We start from the raw sequence: 14,805 nt of genomic DNA on the forward strand, positions 1-14,805 counted from the left end.
TATATTTATTCATTAATTATGAATAAATATAATTTGCTACTCACACACGATACCATAATCTGGTTATGTTATTTGATGAAATCATAAATAAAATGTTACTAATCGAGGGCGCTCAGCCACTGCGTCGCTAACTTCGCAGCATCCTCTAGTTCAACATCCGCGACCGACGCCTGAATTTGCTTGAGTCGGTTAACATCGTCGTCTCGAGTGACAAACGAAGCTATTTTTTTAAGTGTCTTCTCAAAGGCAAAATCAGTTGCTCGAAGCTGACCGACAAGCTGCACCAGATGCTGTTTAAAACCGCTGATACTATCAATAGCTGCTTCATTTAAGTGGTGCTCAAATAATGGGTCTAACTTCACTAATAGCTGATCTAACTTCTCAAAGAGTGATAAATCTTGGTTTTGCCCCTCATCGTCTTTGGCTAATTTATTCTCCAAAGCGATGCACTGACTAACCAGCTCATAAGCACCAATATAGGCGGCATTCGATTTAAGTGCATGAATAACATCGCGCAGTTCTTGGGTCGTAACAGTTTGTAGTTCCTCAATAAAACGGCGCTGACGATATTGACTGTAGAAGGTCTCTAACAGCGAAAAATACAGATCATGACGGCCACCAATGCGATTAACCGCATCTTGCACTTTCAGCTCTTTGATTTGCCCAAGCGCCTCACTTAGCTGATTATGCGATGGCACCATGCTCTCTTTAACTTTTCGTGTTTTGAAGTGACTTAAATCTTTGTCACTGGCCAAATATTTCAGCAAAACCGAGAATAACTCAGCAGAGTTAATCGGTTTGCCCACATGGGCATCCATCCCGCTATTGAGGCATTCACTAATCGCACTATCACTGACATGAGCGGTCATGGCTACAATCGGTTTTTCAAAATGCAGCTCTTGTCGCAATTTCTTGGTTGCTGTCAGTCCATCCATATATGGCATCTGGATATCCATCAACACGATATCGACATCATTTTTTGCTAAAAATTCAATTGCTTCTTCACCATGGTTAGCAATGTCGATATGAATATGGGTATCTTCTAAATAACCGAGCGCGACCTGTTGGTTAATCGGGTTATCTTCCACCAGCAGTAGGCGATAATCACTTAAGTCTTGATGCTCGCTGTTACTTTCAATTTTTTTGGCAATGCGAATATGCCGAGAAAGCAGCGCTTCAACCGCATCAAATAGTGATGATGGAGAAACCGGTTTCTCCAAAAATGAGCTAATCAGGCCATTGTGCAGATATTGCTGTAACTTTTGCCGCTCATACGCGGAGATCATCAAAATCGGCGGGGTCTGATCCTGAAAACGCGAGCGAATTTGCTGTGAAGTTTCAATGCCATCCATGCGCGGCATCTTCCAGTCGAGCAAAATCACATCAAATGTTTGATTCATGGCAAATGCTTGGGTGACCGATTCAATCGCTTCATAACCATCGGTTGCAACTTCAACCTGATATCCCAGCTCGCCCAACATGGTTTTGAGAACCTGTCGAGAAATCGGCAAGTCATCCACCACCAGCACTCGATATCCTTCGCCTGAGCCATAACGCTCCAGTTCACTCTCTTGATGAACGCGCTCTAAAGGCAGTGAAACATGAAAACAGCTGCCCTCGCCGGGGGTACTTTCACAGCTAATTTCACCGCCCATTAACTGAGCATATTTGCGGCTAATCACTAACCCTAAACCACTGCCACCGTAGCGACGAGTTATGCTGTCATCAGCTTGCGCAAATGAATGAAATAGGCGCTGCTGTTGCTCCTCGCTAATTCCAATACCAGTATCTTGCACATCAATCCCGAGCAGAACTTTGTCGCGGCTGCCAGTATGCTTAGCACTGATATTGACACTGACGTATCCGGAATCGGTAAACTTCACCGCATTACTAACCAGATTGATAAGAATTTGCTTAATGCGCACCGGATCTCCGATGAGCTTCTGAGGAACCGCTGAGTCCAGCGATAGGACGATTTCTAAACCTTTTTCATCGGCCGTTAAGCTATTGACGTTCATCGCCTGCTGAATGGTTGGCTCAAGTTCAAATTCAATATTTTCAATGCTGACGCTATCGGCTTCGAGCTTAGAAAAATCTAAAATATCATTCACTTGGCGCAGCAGCACTTCACCTGAGTCGAGAATTTTAGAAACATAATCGCGCTGCGTATCATCTAAAGTGGTTTTATTTAACAGATTACAAAGCCCAAGCACCGCATTGATTGGGGTGCGAATTTCGTGGCTCATGCGCGCCACAAATGAAGACTTTGCTTCAAGGGCGACCTCAAGCTCTTTGGCGGTTTGTTCCAGCTCAAAGGTTCTCTCACGAACTTTGTCGTCGAGATTTTTATTGATATTTTCTAACGCCTGAGAATATTCCTGCAGCTTTTCATTGGCTTCTAAAGCCATCTGCTCTATCGCTTTACGATCAGAGATATCGCGGCTGACCCCACAGACAAATATTGGATTATCATCGGCATCATAGATGGGCACTAACAATGTGTTGGCAAAAACTGCGTTTTCATCGCCACTGGTTGCATATTGTTCAAAAGAAACAGGTTTATGCGCTCTAATGGCTTTGTTATATGTTTCATAGAGCCCTTCAACAATCTCATCGCCCCACATTTCTCGAATATTGTAGTGATCGACGGGTTGCTCTGGGTCGAGCCCCATGACTTTGCGCGAAGCAGGATTATTGTCATAAAGGCTAAACTCGCCATTAGGCTCGACAGCCATCACAAACATAAAATCGGCAGAATGCTGCCAAAGACTGGCGAAACACTCTTGCATCACTCGCTGATGCTGCTCATCGCGTTGACTAAACAACTCCATTATTTTCTCCATGGGATACCAATGGGTATCCGTAGATATCCATACGACTTAACACTGCTAATTACTAAGGGTATTCGCTATTAGCTCACATTGATTCGCTGGCGCTGTCAACAAAAAGTCGCCATTGTCTGGATTTTTTAAAATATCTATCAGGTATAATTACAACTTACTAAAATATATAACTTAAACTGATACAAAGAGTGATTTTCACCCTTTAAAAAATAGATAACTCAATAACAATAGAGACGACAGAGAAAAAACAGGACGGCTATCAACCATCCTGGACAATGAACCTAAAAATCATGCTAGCGAACAAAATTGTAGGCAGTCGCACTTGCTTGCAGATACTCATCTCCCGGGGCCGTCCCGTACGCCTGCCAACATGTCAATATTAACTGGTTAAGGGAAATATCTAAATAACCACTAAACGATAAAATTTGCGTATCAGAGCAAACGTTAAAGGTGACACTCTGACGCCAAGGCGTTTCACCTGACAACGGCGTTTGCGTATCGGTGAATCCTTGAACCGCAAGGTCGGATTTATTGGCAAAAACGACTTTACCTTGAACCAATCCGTAGTCACTGACCACTTCCAACTCTAACGCGCAATCCCCACTAGGCAATAACCAGTAGCCGTTTAACAGGTTATCGACTTTGTCCCCCGCACACGCCCAACTTTGATCAAAGGCGTTAGCATCGCTTAAACGATCAAAACTAAGTTTATCAACGTAGTCGCCTTTGCTCGTGTCGCCAAAGGCGGTGGTCCCCACTAATGAGTTAATCACCGATAAATTACCACTTGTGGTTAACTGCCCGCAGTAAGTCGATACCCAGTGCCAAGTATTGTTATAAGTAGGTGCAGTTTTAGTATCATCAAGCGCGCGCCAACTAATCCCTAAAACCAAACCGATTCCGCTACCAGAGGCGTTGGTCTGACACTGGCCTAAAACTGGATAAGTTCCGCTGGCACCAGTAGTTGATGCATATTTGCCGATTAAATTGCCATTCTCACTCACGCTCAAATCGAGCGTTGAACCATAACTATTTTGCCAGTGACCACTAAGTGGCACAGCAATGGATAAATTTCCCATCAGTGACTCCTTCACATTAAAAGATTGGGGCAGGTTTAGCTTTCTCTTGTGTAATAATTTTTACGCCGTTTGGTTTGTTAAATAACCACATGCCAGCAGGGAAAATGCGGTTATTGTTCTTTTTATCGACTTTATATTCATAAACGCAATAGAGATGGTCCATCAACACCGAACCGACCAACGTAATGCCATTAAGGCCAGCCATTGGCTGGAACTGAGCGAAGGTTTCACCGAGTAGCGCACCAGCTTCAATTTCGACGTTATACAAACTGCTGGGAATCGTTAGAGATTGATTATTACCGCTTGAATCACTGTCTAACTCAATTTTTAAATCGCCATTGGTTAACGATGCCTGACAATAGGCTCGCAGCATAATATCGGGGTCACCTTTAAACAGTGAGGAACCAGAATCAAGGCAAAATGAGAGCGGTTGGTTAGCATCCGCTTTAACGATTTGTTTATCGCCAATCGACAAGCTCTGCATCGGCGTTGTCCAGATATAATAAAGCGACTTAAGTTTTTCCCCAGGGACCTGCTTCCAGCGTAAATGCAGGTATTCTAGACTGTCTTTATAGCTCTCATCTAAACGACCAAAACTGACCTCGCCCCGTTTGGTTATGGGATCCGTTTGAAAACTGACGTATAACGAGTCATCTTCAATGATGTGATTATCAAGTAAAGATTCAACGAAATGAAACGGGGACGTTTCTGTCGTTACATCCGTGCGATGCACCCCACGGTAGGCTTGTAGCTTATTGGTATCGCCAGTTACCGGTTGATAGCTGTAACTGGGGATCCCTATTCCACCATCCCAATCCAGCTCGGCAAATTGGCTCCCGCTGTATTTCTCAGAAAAATACATCTCGTTGGTAAATTCATCCATGCCATCGGCGACATCAAGGGTAATTGCCTCTTGCCCAGGACAAACTTGCATACTGCCCCAAGGGCCAAAATCAACCGTTTTTAAACCTGATTTAGATGCCTTAAAGGTACTTGAAGCGTTAGTGTCAAAACATAAACCGCCATAGTGCTGACGATTAAACACTGAACTTAGCGAAGAGCTAATCCAGTTAAAGTTACTGCCGCTATCCATTGCCAGTTTGAGTTGCTGAGCGGGTGTGCCAATACCAATTTGCGTATACCACGGTGAAGCACCGTTATATTGATAGGGACCACGATACAAGGGTAATGTCAGTCCCTTGGTGATCCCCTCATCTTTATTGTTCATGTTGCAATATCCTTATTAAAATGTGCTGAACATAAATTGTTCGCGATATTATTCGCACAACATATCAGGTAAATGCAACTAATTGATGACAATAGACTATTTTATATTTATGCCGTCCATTTAAAGATGACCGTTATTTTTCCTGCTCGAGCATTTTTAACAAATTCAACACCAGTGCTGAGCGCTCGTGACGGCGATAAACAAATGTAATAGTTGAGCGCAACAGAGGGCGCACAGGCACAAAACAAACGCCAGGCAGCTGAATAAATTTCATAGAGAAAGGGATAAGAGAGACGCCGAACCCAGCTGCGACCATATTGACGATGGATGAAACCTGCGGTGATTCCATCTTGATAGTCGGCATAAAGCCCGCTTGCTGAGCGCTGTGAATAATATAGTCGTACAAAAGAACACCGATGGCGCGAGGGAACATAATAAAGGGCTCATTGGCAAGCATGGCGATATCAACCACGGGTTCATGGCTGAGCCGATGCATCGTTGGCACCACTAGCACTAGATCTTCGCTAACCAGGCTCAGACGCTGCAAATCACCACAATCAAGAGGTTCGCGAACAAAGGCACAATCAAGGCGGGAATCTTGCACTTTCTCGACCAGCTGCATGCTGTCATTTTCATGGGAACTTAAGTGTACATCAGGATAAGCGGCTCGAAATGCGCGAATCGCTCGCGGCACTTTGGGATGAAAGGCAATGGAACCGGCAAATCCAATCGACAGATGGCCACTGACACCGCGCGCTAAGCTTTGCATCTCACTCATCGCCTGTTCGCTATCTTTTAAAATCTGCAACGCGCGCACCTTAAACAGCTCGCCGGCCGCGGTCAATCTAACGCCTCGGGGCGCGCGAATAAACAAAGCGGTACCAATTTCTCGCTCAAGGCTCTGGATCTGGCGACTTAACGGTGGCTGTGCCATTCCCAGTTGCTCCGCCGCCCGCGTAAAGTGGGCACATTCGGCGACGGCCAAAAAATATCGCAATTGACGAAGTTCCATACATATCACCTCAACATAGCAGTCGTTAAAGTATACCTTTTAGGTATTAAAGATCGCTATATCTGTCATTGGCTGTATCGTTAAATCATTTAAAATATTGTTAATAAATCGTTGCAATAGCATTTAACTTTCTAACACTTACCAAAACGGGCCAAGAACGTACATGAACGTGAACTTTTTTGTAACCTGTTTGTGTGACACCATTAATGCTGATGTTGCCAAACAATCCGTGCTCTTACTCGAAAAGCTCGGCTGCCGTATTCATTTTCCATCGGATCAAAGCTGCTGCGGCATGCCATCTATCAATAGCGGCTACATCAAAGACAGTTTGCCTGCGATGAAATCAATGATCCGCGCCTTTGAAGGCAATAATGACCCAATCATTGTTCCCGCAGGTTCCTGCGGCGCCATGCTAAAAAACTATCCTGAGTATTTAATCGATGAACCAAGCTGGCATGAGCGAGCGCTCAATGTTGCACGCCGAGTGCAAGAGATGACAAGCTTTATTGTCGACACCTTAGGTGTCGTGGATGTAGGAGCCAAACTCAGTGGCCGCGCGGTATATCACCCATCTTGCAGTTTGCTGCGCAAAATGAATGTGATTCATCAGCCGATTCAACTGCTCGAACATGTCCAAGGCTTAACATTGCAACCCATTGAAAATCAGCAGACCTGCTGCGGTTTTGGCGGTACTTTTTCGGTCAAAATGCCAGAGATCTCAGCGGCGATGGTGAGCGAAAAAGTTCAACATATTGAAGCCGTTCAGCCCGATTATTTAATCGGTGCCGATATCAGTTGCCTGATGAATATCGGCGGCCGCTTACATCGGCAGGGTAATCCAATGAAAGTCATGCATATTGCTCAAGTTCTCATGAGCCATTAAGGAGTCGATTATGTCGATGAAAACTAGTCAGGAGAATTTCCAGACTCGCCTTGAGCACAACATGAACGACACATTCATGCGTAAAGCGGTTGCCAATGCGCAAACCCGCATGTTTACCGGCCGAGCAAAAGCCGCCCAAGCACTTGGCCATTGGGAGCAATGGCGAGAGATGGGCGCGACAATTCGCGACCATGTGCTAGAAAATCTCGATTATTACCTTGAACAGCTCAGCGATAACGTCGAAAAAAATGGCGGCCATGTCTTTTTCGCCAAAGATGCAGCCCAAGCTCAGCAATATATTAGCGAAGTCATTGATGCCAAAAAGGCCCGCAAAATCGTCAAGTCTAAATCGATGGTCAGCGAAGAGATTAGCCTCAACCAGATACTTGAAGAGAAAGGGTGTGAAGTATTAGAAACTGACCTAGGTGAATATATTCTGCAGCTGGCTGAAGATGCCCCCTCGCATATTGTGGTTCCAGCGCTGCATAAAAACCGTCAGCAAATTCAGCAACTGCTGCACCATAAACTTGGCTACACAGGCTCAGACACCCCCGAAGAGATGACGCGGTTTGTCCGGGAAACACTGCGCAACCATTTTCTTGAAGCCGATGTCGGTATTACTGGATGTAACTTTGCCGTAGCCCAATCGGGAACCGTGGCGTTAGTCACCAACGAAGGCAATGCCCGCTTTGCCACCACTTTGCCCAAAACCCATATTGCCGTCATGGGCATGGAGCGCGTGGTGCCAACCTTTAAAGAGCTCGATATTGTGCTGAGCCTATTGTGTCGCAGCGCCGTGGGCCAGCCGTTAACTAGTTACATTACCGCACTCACTGGTCCTCGCGAAAACGACCAGAGTGATGGCCCCGAAGATTTTCATCTAGTGATCATTGATAACGGTCGATCATCAATTTTAGGCTCAGAATTTCGTCCGATATTACGCTGCATTCGCTGCGCTGCTTGTATCAATACTTGCCCTGCGTATCGGCACATCGGTGGACACAGTTATGGCTCTATCTACCCCGGCCCCATAGGTGCAGTTCTATCACCGCTACTTGGCGGTTACGAAGACTATCAAGAGCTTCCCTACGCGTGCAGTTTATGTAAAGGCTGTAATGAGGTCTGCCCGGTCAAAATTCCATTGGCGGAGCTCTTGCTTAAACATCGCCAGAAAGTGACCGAACACAAACTCACCACGTTAGGCGAGCGATTGAGCGTCGGATTTTTTAACTACGTCAATGCTCGGCCTAAGTTGTGGGATAAATCGGTCAAAGGCGGCGCTCGAATTGTCACCAAAGTGATTCACGATGGCAAAAGTAAAGTGAATGTTGGAGCCGTGAAATACTGGAGCAAATCTCGAGATCTACCACAGCCCGAAGGGCAATCATTTCGCAGCTGGTTTAAAGAACATCAGCGTAACCAAAAATAGTCGAGGAAATTATGGCCATCTATCAGCGCGAATCATTTTTAGCCGAACTATCATCGCAATTAGGCCGAGCAAAACCATCCCATGTTACGCCGCCGACATTGCCCTTTGATGTGCACCATCAAGTGCTTAAAGATGCAAGTGGCGATGAACTCAAAGAGCAACTGAAAGCTTATTCACAAAGCGCTTTAGGTGCCCGCTTTGAGCTGGCAACTCAGGCCAATTTAAGCCAGATACTGGCGCATGTGTGTGCCGATTATGTCGGGCCAACCCATCAAGAAATCGTCTTAACGGCTGACCCGCGCCTCATCTCACTTGTTGACATCAGCGACTTTGAAAAGACCAATCTTGGCTGGTATCAATTTGATGAAAACGCCAGTGAAAATGAGAATCTGCGCCATGTGCAAGCGGCTAAAGTTGGCGTGGTTTACTGTGAGCAGGCACTGGCCGAATCCGGTACGATGGTGTTGTATTCATCACCTAAACAAAGCCGAATGCTCAGTTTGCTGCCAGAAGTCACCGTCTTTGTGGTGGCCAAAAGCAGTTTAGTCGCGCGCATTACCCAAGCGATGGAGCCATTAGCGCAGCGCGCCGCGCAAGGGGAGCGAGTTGCATCATGCGTCAACTTAATTTCAGGCCCCAGCTCAACTGCCGATATTGAACTGACTAAAGTCGTCGGCGTGCACGGCCCGGTAGAAGCCTGTTACATCGTCATCGATGATGCCTAAGCAAAGATGGAGCATCACGCTCCATCTTTATTTTTTATCTCAAAAGATTAAGTGCTTAGCTGAATATCTTCAATCAGGCGAAGATCGTTATACATCGAGGCTTTTTGTTCGTGGTGATTGAGTGTGAGCTGTTTTTGCACCGCACTTGGCAACGCCTGATACTCAGCAATAATCTGATAGAGCCAAATCTCTTTATCCCATGAGAGCTCGTTTTCACTTAAATATTCAAGCGCGCTCAATGAGCGTTTGGCATCAATCACGGCCAGATAAAAGTTTTCCACATCCAATTTTAACTGCTGTTGGCGCAGTGCCACCGCATCATCGACGGCATTACTGTGATAAGTCGCAGCTTTCGGCTGCTCTGGCAATAAAGCAGTGCTAGGCCTTGGAATATCGCGCACTACTTGCGAGAGCGTATCGCGATCTTGGCTGCGATCAATGGCGATCCCAGCTGATGGGATAATAGCGGCAGAGCGGTTAAAAATACTCGGAACTTTCGAGCGATTTGGGTAATCACTGGGCCGATAATTGGGGTGTTCGCGCAAAAAGGCAACTGTATTGGCAATTAACAACGAGCGAGCCTGCTGGTGGCGGAATTTTGCCAGCAGTTCAACCAACCGTTTTTGTACTTCTAACAAACTGGAGTGATGTTCACTTAACTGAACCTGAAGCTGACTCACCAATAATTTGCGAAGCCCATTACTGCCTTCACACAGCGTGATAAGCTGTTCAAAATCAATCAACTCCAGCCCATCTAACAAACGGCGCAATTGGCTTTGGGCACGCTGATTCTCGCGAATTTTATCGTCCAAACTTGCCACGAAACCAAAGTCACTATTGAGCCGATGCCAAAGGCTATCAATCGCCTCTTCAAACTGCCCACTTAAGTCGAACACGTTTTCACTCAGTCGCTGCAATTGCAGTTCACTATTGGTGTAATCGCCCTTAGCTTGAGCATCTTGATAGGCGCGCACTCGCACCCGGATCTGTTCGAGTTTTTCGGCCACATCGGCATTGATCTGACGGCGATTTTCATCAGCCACCATACTGGCAATTAACTCGCTTACCAATGGCCTTAACGTCAGCGGCTGATCATCTCCCGGACGCCACAAAATCCGCGCCGCCAACAGTTTTTTTAACGCCGCTTCACTAACCGATGCCTCATCAACAAAGCCATTGAGATAAGCCTGCATCAATAATTTATGATGCTTGCCTAACAAAGCCAACCGTTGGGCACCAATCTGCAACAAGTTAGAAGCGCTGGCTAACTCACGCTTGGCCATTAAATAAGCTCCTCTTGAGTGGGCGCATCATCAATCGGCAGATGTTCTTCATGGCGAATAAAATCAATCACTTCAATTAGATAATCAATCTTGCCGGTGACAATATAGTAGTGGCGTTCACTATGCGGCTGGAGCAGATAACCATGTTCTTTTAAGCGGCGAAAAATCAATTTAACCTGATTATCCAAAGCATCACTATGACTATTAAAAAAGCGATCGAGCGCGAGCGTTTGTAGTCGCTGGCGCAAACTTTGGTTATCTTCACAGCGCAACACAAACTCTTGCAATTTAAGAGTATCGCCAGCGGTGAGCGCGCGATCTTGGCCCATAGCTTCTTGCACTAATTGCATCCACTCTAAAAGAGGCAGCAATGACTGAATAGTTTCACTAAACTGCTTCGCTAGTTGCTCGCGCGCAGTTGGGGTTAAATTGACATATCCAAGGTAAAACACCCCGCCGCTGTCACTTTTAACCAAACGCCGATTGAGTGGGCGCAGATAGTGATCAAAATCCTGAGCGGTTTGTTCATCATTTAAATGAGCAAATGCCACTTCATCACTCACCTGGCAGATAAATTCGCCAGCTAACAGACGCTCTAATAAAGGACCATGTTCAATCATAATTGCGTCTCCGTTGCTTGCGCCAGCCGCTCGGCCAGTGAACTTAATTTGGGCTGAATTCGTTTAAGCTGACGTTTATGCGGATTCTCATCGCTGGGTGAAAGCAGGTAACGATGTTTAAATAGCATCAACACATCTGATTCTGGGTTAGGAAACGCCCCGACAATGACAATCTGATTTTCGCTGCAGGCGTTAAATAGTTTTTCCACGTTGTGATAGGCCAAGGTCCCAATCTCATCGATAGGCCAATGGATGATCACATTCGCATCAGCGCGCATCAGCCGGGTAAACGCTAGCAGATATTTACACAAAATCAGATACGCCATACCGTGGCTGGAAGACTCTAATAACTGGCGGTCATTTTTAATCACCAGCTCAGAGCCACCTTCGCTTAAATGCAGCTCCAAACGCAGCAACGATTCCATCTGATATTGTTCATTGGCGCGCAGCAACTCAACCACATCAGCTAACGCATTCAAGTATGCTTCTGATGGCAGTGCATGGGCTGAATTACTCCAATCATCATAGGCTTTGGCAAACGCTTTAAGTGGCTGCCAAAATCCCAATTCATCAATCGTTGAGATAATTTTAACCTGTGATTTTTCAATCCCTTCAAGGGTTAAATCATCGGCTACCGCTTCACTTAAACGCTGGCTCTGACGGGCGATACGCTGATTGATATCACGAAAAACGATAAAGAATTTTTTCAGATCACCACCGATGTTCTCGCCCATCTCCAGCAACTGCTGACGTTGGTCACGCAAAATATGCAGCAAATTACCCAAAATTTTTAGCTGCTTACCAAGGGCGCTTTGATCATCTAACTGGCGTTTTTCGTATTCTAGACGGTCTAAAAATTCAACGCCCGCATCTTGAGAAAGGCTGGTTTCAAACTGCTCAAGTTGGCTTTTCAGCTGGGTTTTCACACTGCTTGTTATAGCCAGTGCCTCTTTAGCGCGCTCTAAGCGCTCACTAAGATCGCCAGAGCCAGGCTCATTTGCACCGTCGCTCAAATCTAGCTCGCGCAGCTGGGCTAACAGCGGGCTAATCATTTCCAGCGATTGCGCAGCGCTTTGCAATTGCCGCTGACAGTTCTCTTTTTGCTCATCAAGCGCGTGGCGTTTGGCATTAAAGCTGGTTTTAAGTTCAGCTAACTTGGCCGTTAAATCACGCTGGAGCTGTTTTAATTGCGTCTCTTTTTCTAAAAGCTGTGGCCGCAATTGCTTCCAATCGAGCTTGATAAATTGCTGATAACGGCCAAGCTCATCTTGGCGTTCTAGTGTCTGTTGAATCTGTTCGCGCAGCTGAGCTTGACGCTGTTTTGATTGGGCTATGCGGCTTGGATCAACGCCCATATCGGAGAGCTCTTCATTAAAGGCTTGCTCTAACTCTTTAATTTGAGATTTATTCGAAGCTGTTTTCTCTTCAAGCTGGCTGTCGAGTGTCGCAATCTGTTCATCAAAACTCAGTAATTCATTTTGCCAATCGAGCTGCAACTCTAGTTTTTGCGCTTGAAAGTCATCGTTCATCGCCTCAATTTGCGCTGCATGCTCGCCGTTTAACTGCTCCAGTTGGGTTTGCTGCTCGTTTAACTGCGCGCTCAGTTTCGCTTTGCGTGTTTGATTAAGCTCTTGCTGCTCAATTGTTAAACGGTCACGGCTGTCACGAGCATAATCAATATCCTGTTCAGCCTGAGTCAGCTGCCACTGCGCCTGTTCCACCTGCTCACGGAGCAATTCGCTCTGCTCATGAGCCTCTTTGAGCGCTTTTTCTGCTTGCAGTTTGTTTTGCTGCATCTTTTCCAGCTCGGCACGCGCCGTTGTTTGCTGCTCACTCAGATGAGAATCCTGCTGGGCATGCACTGGCAAGTCAATTTCATGGAGCGCCACAGTTAAACCAAACAGGCTTTGCGTTTCTTGTGTTAAATCGGGTTGTAAGTCATGACGCTCTAAAAGTTCAGGGGCTATTACTTTGCCGATATTTTGCTGCCAGTTTGGGTAATTCTGATGCAAGTAATGGCGCAATGTGCCACTTTCAGGCGCCAGCTGGCTCTGAATATTTGCTAGATTTTGTTCGCTTTGATGCACCAGAGTACGGCAATGAGCCAGCTCACTGTCAGCTTGGACGCGATTTTGCCGAGCTTGTTGCCACTGGGTTTGGAGCGCTTGATGCGTCAGCGAAGCACTTTGATAATCTTGCAATGCTCGCTCTAAACGCCGCTCACATAAATTCATGGCGTCTTGTTCTTGGGCGTTTAACAGCGAGTGGTTTTGTTGATGGCTCAACACCGCCAGTTGGCTTTTTAAGGTGCTCGTTTGCTCGTTAAATTGACGTTGTAGTTGCTCAACCTTGCTGGTGAATGCACTTTGCATTTTTGCTTGTTGCTCAAGCTGACTTTCGCGAAGCGCATCTTTTTGCTGCTGCAGTTGTTTGCTTTTAGTACGGTTTTGCTCGCTTAGTCGCTGTAGCGATGCAGCTAGTTTCGATTTTTGTTGTTCAAGCTTATGTTCAAGATCGCTATGCTGCTCAACCATCAAGGCATGCTGCTCGACAAGCTCTTGCAAGCTTTCCCGCCAGAGCGGCAAATTATCGATATCGCGCGCCAGTTTATCCATATCTTGGCTGGCGAACTCATCAAAACGATTTTGTAAATCATCAAGGCGCAGCTGGGTTTCACTTAAGTCAGATTCGGCTTTACTTAAGCTAGCATTATGTTGCTGCTGCTCATTGGCATAATTTTCACGCAGGGTTTTAAGCTGCCCTTGCACAGCATTGAACTGCTCTTGAGTATCAGCGCGCAGCTGTTTTTGCAGCTCATAATCGACTTCAAGTTGCGGCTGCAATACGGCCAGCTGAGCTAGCGTGCCATCTAATTGCGTGGCCAAAGTGCTCAGTTTGGCAAAATCATCTTCAAGTTTTTCCAATCGCATTGACTGGCGCATCTGCGCAATCCACTCACGCGCTTTGGTATTTTTAACTTTGGTGGTCGGCAGCGTCACACCATCTTCTTCAAAAATCGCCGCCAACATCGATTTGAGGGTATCCATTTTGCCCTCTTTGGCATGCACGGCACTGACCAGTTTTTCAATATGGCGCAGTTTGTGGTTATGGCTAACCAACGCAAAGCTAGCTGCTAAACGGCGTAATTTTACGTTATCAGCACTATTTGAGCGCAGCGCACTGACATCGTTTTGAATAATGCTGCGATATTCACTGGTGGCACTAATTTTGGCTGATACCTGAATATCAGGGTGCGCGCGCATTGCGCTAGCCCACTGTGTATAGCTAAGAGCACTGACCCCATTTTGACTTCGAGTCAGATATAACTCACTTTGATAAGCACCGCTAACAAAGCGATACTCCACCCCACCTTCGCTCTTACGAGTTAACACCGCCTGACAAAGCTGTGCGTTATCACGCTGATACTCGTAAATGATGTAGCTGTTGGCAAAGGGAAGGTAAAACTCATCGAATTTTTTGCGCGTTTTCGGAACCACACGGTTAGGTTGTTCGCCATAAAAAACCGGAATGAGTCGTTGCAAAGTCGTCTTACCAGAGGCATTCGTTCCACAAAAATTGGTATGTGCATCCACATCAATTTCAACCACACCATCAAGGTGAGTATGCAACAATATTATGCGCCGTAACTGAGCCATGAAACCTCTAGAAATAGGAAGATGTGCGCCGGATAACGGCGCAAACA

The 14,805-nt window shown here is 46.1% G+C and carries 10 protein-coding genes; 3 read left to right on the forward strand and 7 right to left on the reverse strand.

Features of this window, described 5'->3' with window-relative positions; all coding sequences use genetic code 11:
- Positions 1-98 precede the first annotated feature (98 nt).
- The 4 genes from ABTQ23_RS07880 to ABTQ23_RS07895 all read right to left on the reverse strand — a co-directional run bounded on the left by ABTQ23_RS07880 (position 99) and on the right by ABTQ23_RS07895 (position 6,162).
- A complete protein-coding gene (locus tag ABTQ23_RS07880) occupies positions 99-2,831 on the reverse strand; it encodes a response regulator (protein ID WP_408615137.1) in 2,733 nt (910 codons plus the stop codon).
- A 305-nt stretch (positions 2,832-3,136) separates the two neighbouring features.
- Positions 3,137-3,922 (reverse strand): avidin/streptavidin family protein, encoded by a 786-nt coding sequence (locus ABTQ23_RS07885; protein WP_408615138.1) that lies wholly within the window; start codon positions 3,920-3,922, stop codon positions 3,137-3,139.
- A gap of 16 nt (positions 3,923-3,938) precedes the next feature.
- Positions 3,939-5,150 carry a pepsin-like aspartic protease gene (locus tag ABTQ23_RS07890; protein WP_408615139.1) on the reverse strand — a complete coding sequence of 404 codons (1,212 nt, stop codon included), beginning with the start codon at positions 5,148-5,150 and terminating at the stop codon, positions 3,939-3,941.
- 133 nt (positions 5,151-5,283) lie between these two features.
- Positions 5,284-6,162 (reverse strand): LysR family transcriptional regulator, encoded by an 879-nt coding sequence (locus ABTQ23_RS07895; protein ID WP_408615140.1) that lies wholly within the window; start codon positions 6,160-6,162, stop codon positions 5,284-5,286.
- A 163-nt stretch (positions 6,163-6,325) separates the two neighbouring features.
- On the opposite strand from ABTQ23_RS07895, the gene ABTQ23_RS07900 reads away from it, so the two are divergent.
- The 3 genes from ABTQ23_RS07900 to ABTQ23_RS07910 are packed head-to-tail and all read left to right on the forward strand — an operon-like array spanning position 6,326 to position 9,199.
- A complete protein-coding gene (locus ABTQ23_RS07900; protein WP_408615141.1) occupies positions 6,326-7,045 on the forward strand; it encodes a (Fe-S)-binding protein in 720 nt (239 codons plus the stop codon).
- A 10-nt stretch (positions 7,046-7,055) separates the two neighbouring features.
- Positions 7,056-8,474 carry a LutB/LldF family L-lactate oxidation iron-sulfur protein gene (locus tag ABTQ23_RS07905; protein WP_408615143.1) on the forward strand — a complete coding sequence of 473 codons (1,419 nt, stop codon included), beginning with the start codon at positions 7,056-7,058 and terminating at the stop codon, positions 8,472-8,474.
- A gap of 11 nt (positions 8,475-8,485) precedes the next feature.
- Complete coding sequence (locus ABTQ23_RS07910) at positions 8,486-9,199, forward strand: LutC/YkgG family protein (RefSeq protein ID WP_408615144.1); 714 nt, start codon at positions 8,486-8,488, stop codon at positions 9,197-9,199.
- 47 nt (positions 9,200-9,246) lie between these two features.
- Here the strand turns inward: ABTQ23_RS07910 and ABTQ23_RS07915 are convergent, their stop codons facing one another.
- From ABTQ23_RS07915 to ABTQ23_RS07925, 3 genes are read right to left on the reverse strand one after another with little or no spacing between them, the layout of a single operon-like run.
- Positions 9,247-10,482: a hypothetical protein gene (locus tag ABTQ23_RS07915; RefSeq protein ID WP_408615146.1), complete on the reverse strand. Its 1,236-nt coding sequence runs from the start codon at positions 10,480-10,482 to the stop codon at positions 9,247-9,249.
- Positions 10,482-11,102, reverse strand: coding sequence for a condensin complex protein MksE (locus ABTQ23_RS07920; protein WP_408615148.1), 621 nt, complete (start codon positions 11,100-11,102; stop codon positions 10,482-10,484). The genes ABTQ23_RS07915 and ABTQ23_RS07920 overlap by 1 nt, the downstream gene beginning before the upstream one ends.
- Positions 11,099-14,758: an ATP-binding protein gene (locus tag ABTQ23_RS07925; RefSeq protein WP_408615149.1), complete on the reverse strand. Its 3,660-nt coding sequence runs from the start codon at positions 14,756-14,758 to the stop codon at positions 11,099-11,101. The genes ABTQ23_RS07920 and ABTQ23_RS07925 overlap by 4 nt, the downstream gene beginning before the upstream one ends.
- Positions 14,759-14,805 lie beyond the last annotated feature (47 nt).

The organism is Celerinatantimonas sediminis (assembly GCF_046054195.1).
Lineage (GTDB): Bacteria > Pseudomonadota > Gammaproteobacteria > Enterobacterales > Celerinatantimonadaceae > Celerinatantimonas.

Coding starts and splice junctions, on each gene's coding strand:
- ABTQ23_RS07890 (WP_408615139.1), bottom strand. CDS start 5,150: ATGAACAATAAAGATGAGGGGATCACCAAGGGACTGACATTACCCTTG.
- ABTQ23_RS07925 (WP_408615149.1), bottom strand. CDS start 14,758: ATGGCTCAGTTACGGCGCATAATATTGTTGCATACTCACCTTGATGGT.
- ABTQ23_RS07910 (WP_408615144.1), top strand. CDS start 8,486: ATGGCCATCTATCAGCGCGAATCATTTTTAGCCGAACTATCATCGCAA.
- ABTQ23_RS07915 (WP_408615146.1), bottom strand. CDS start 10,482: ATGGCCAAGCGTGAGTTAGCCAGCGCTTCTAACTTGTTGCAGATTGGT.
- ABTQ23_RS07880 (WP_408615137.1), bottom strand. CDS start 2,831: ATGGAGTTGTTTAGTCAACGCGATGAGCAGCATCAGCGAGTGATGCAA.
- ABTQ23_RS07895 (WP_408615140.1), bottom strand. CDS start 6,162: ATGGAACTTCGTCAATTGCGATATTTTTTGGCCGTCGCCGAATGTGCC.
- ABTQ23_RS07885 (WP_408615138.1), bottom strand. CDS start 3,922: ATGGGAAATTTATCCATTGCTGTGCCACTTAGTGGTCACTGGCAAAAT.
- ABTQ23_RS07900 (WP_408615141.1), top strand. CDS start 6,326: ATGAACGTGAACTTTTTTGTAACCTGTTTGTGTGACACCATTAATGCT.
- ABTQ23_RS07920 (WP_408615148.1), bottom strand. CDS start 11,102: ATGATTGAACATGGTCCTTTATTAGAGCGTCTGTTAGCTGGCGAATTT.
- ABTQ23_RS07905 (WP_408615143.1), top strand. CDS start 7,056: ATGTCGATGAAAACTAGTCAGGAGAATTTCCAGACTCGCCTTGAGCAC.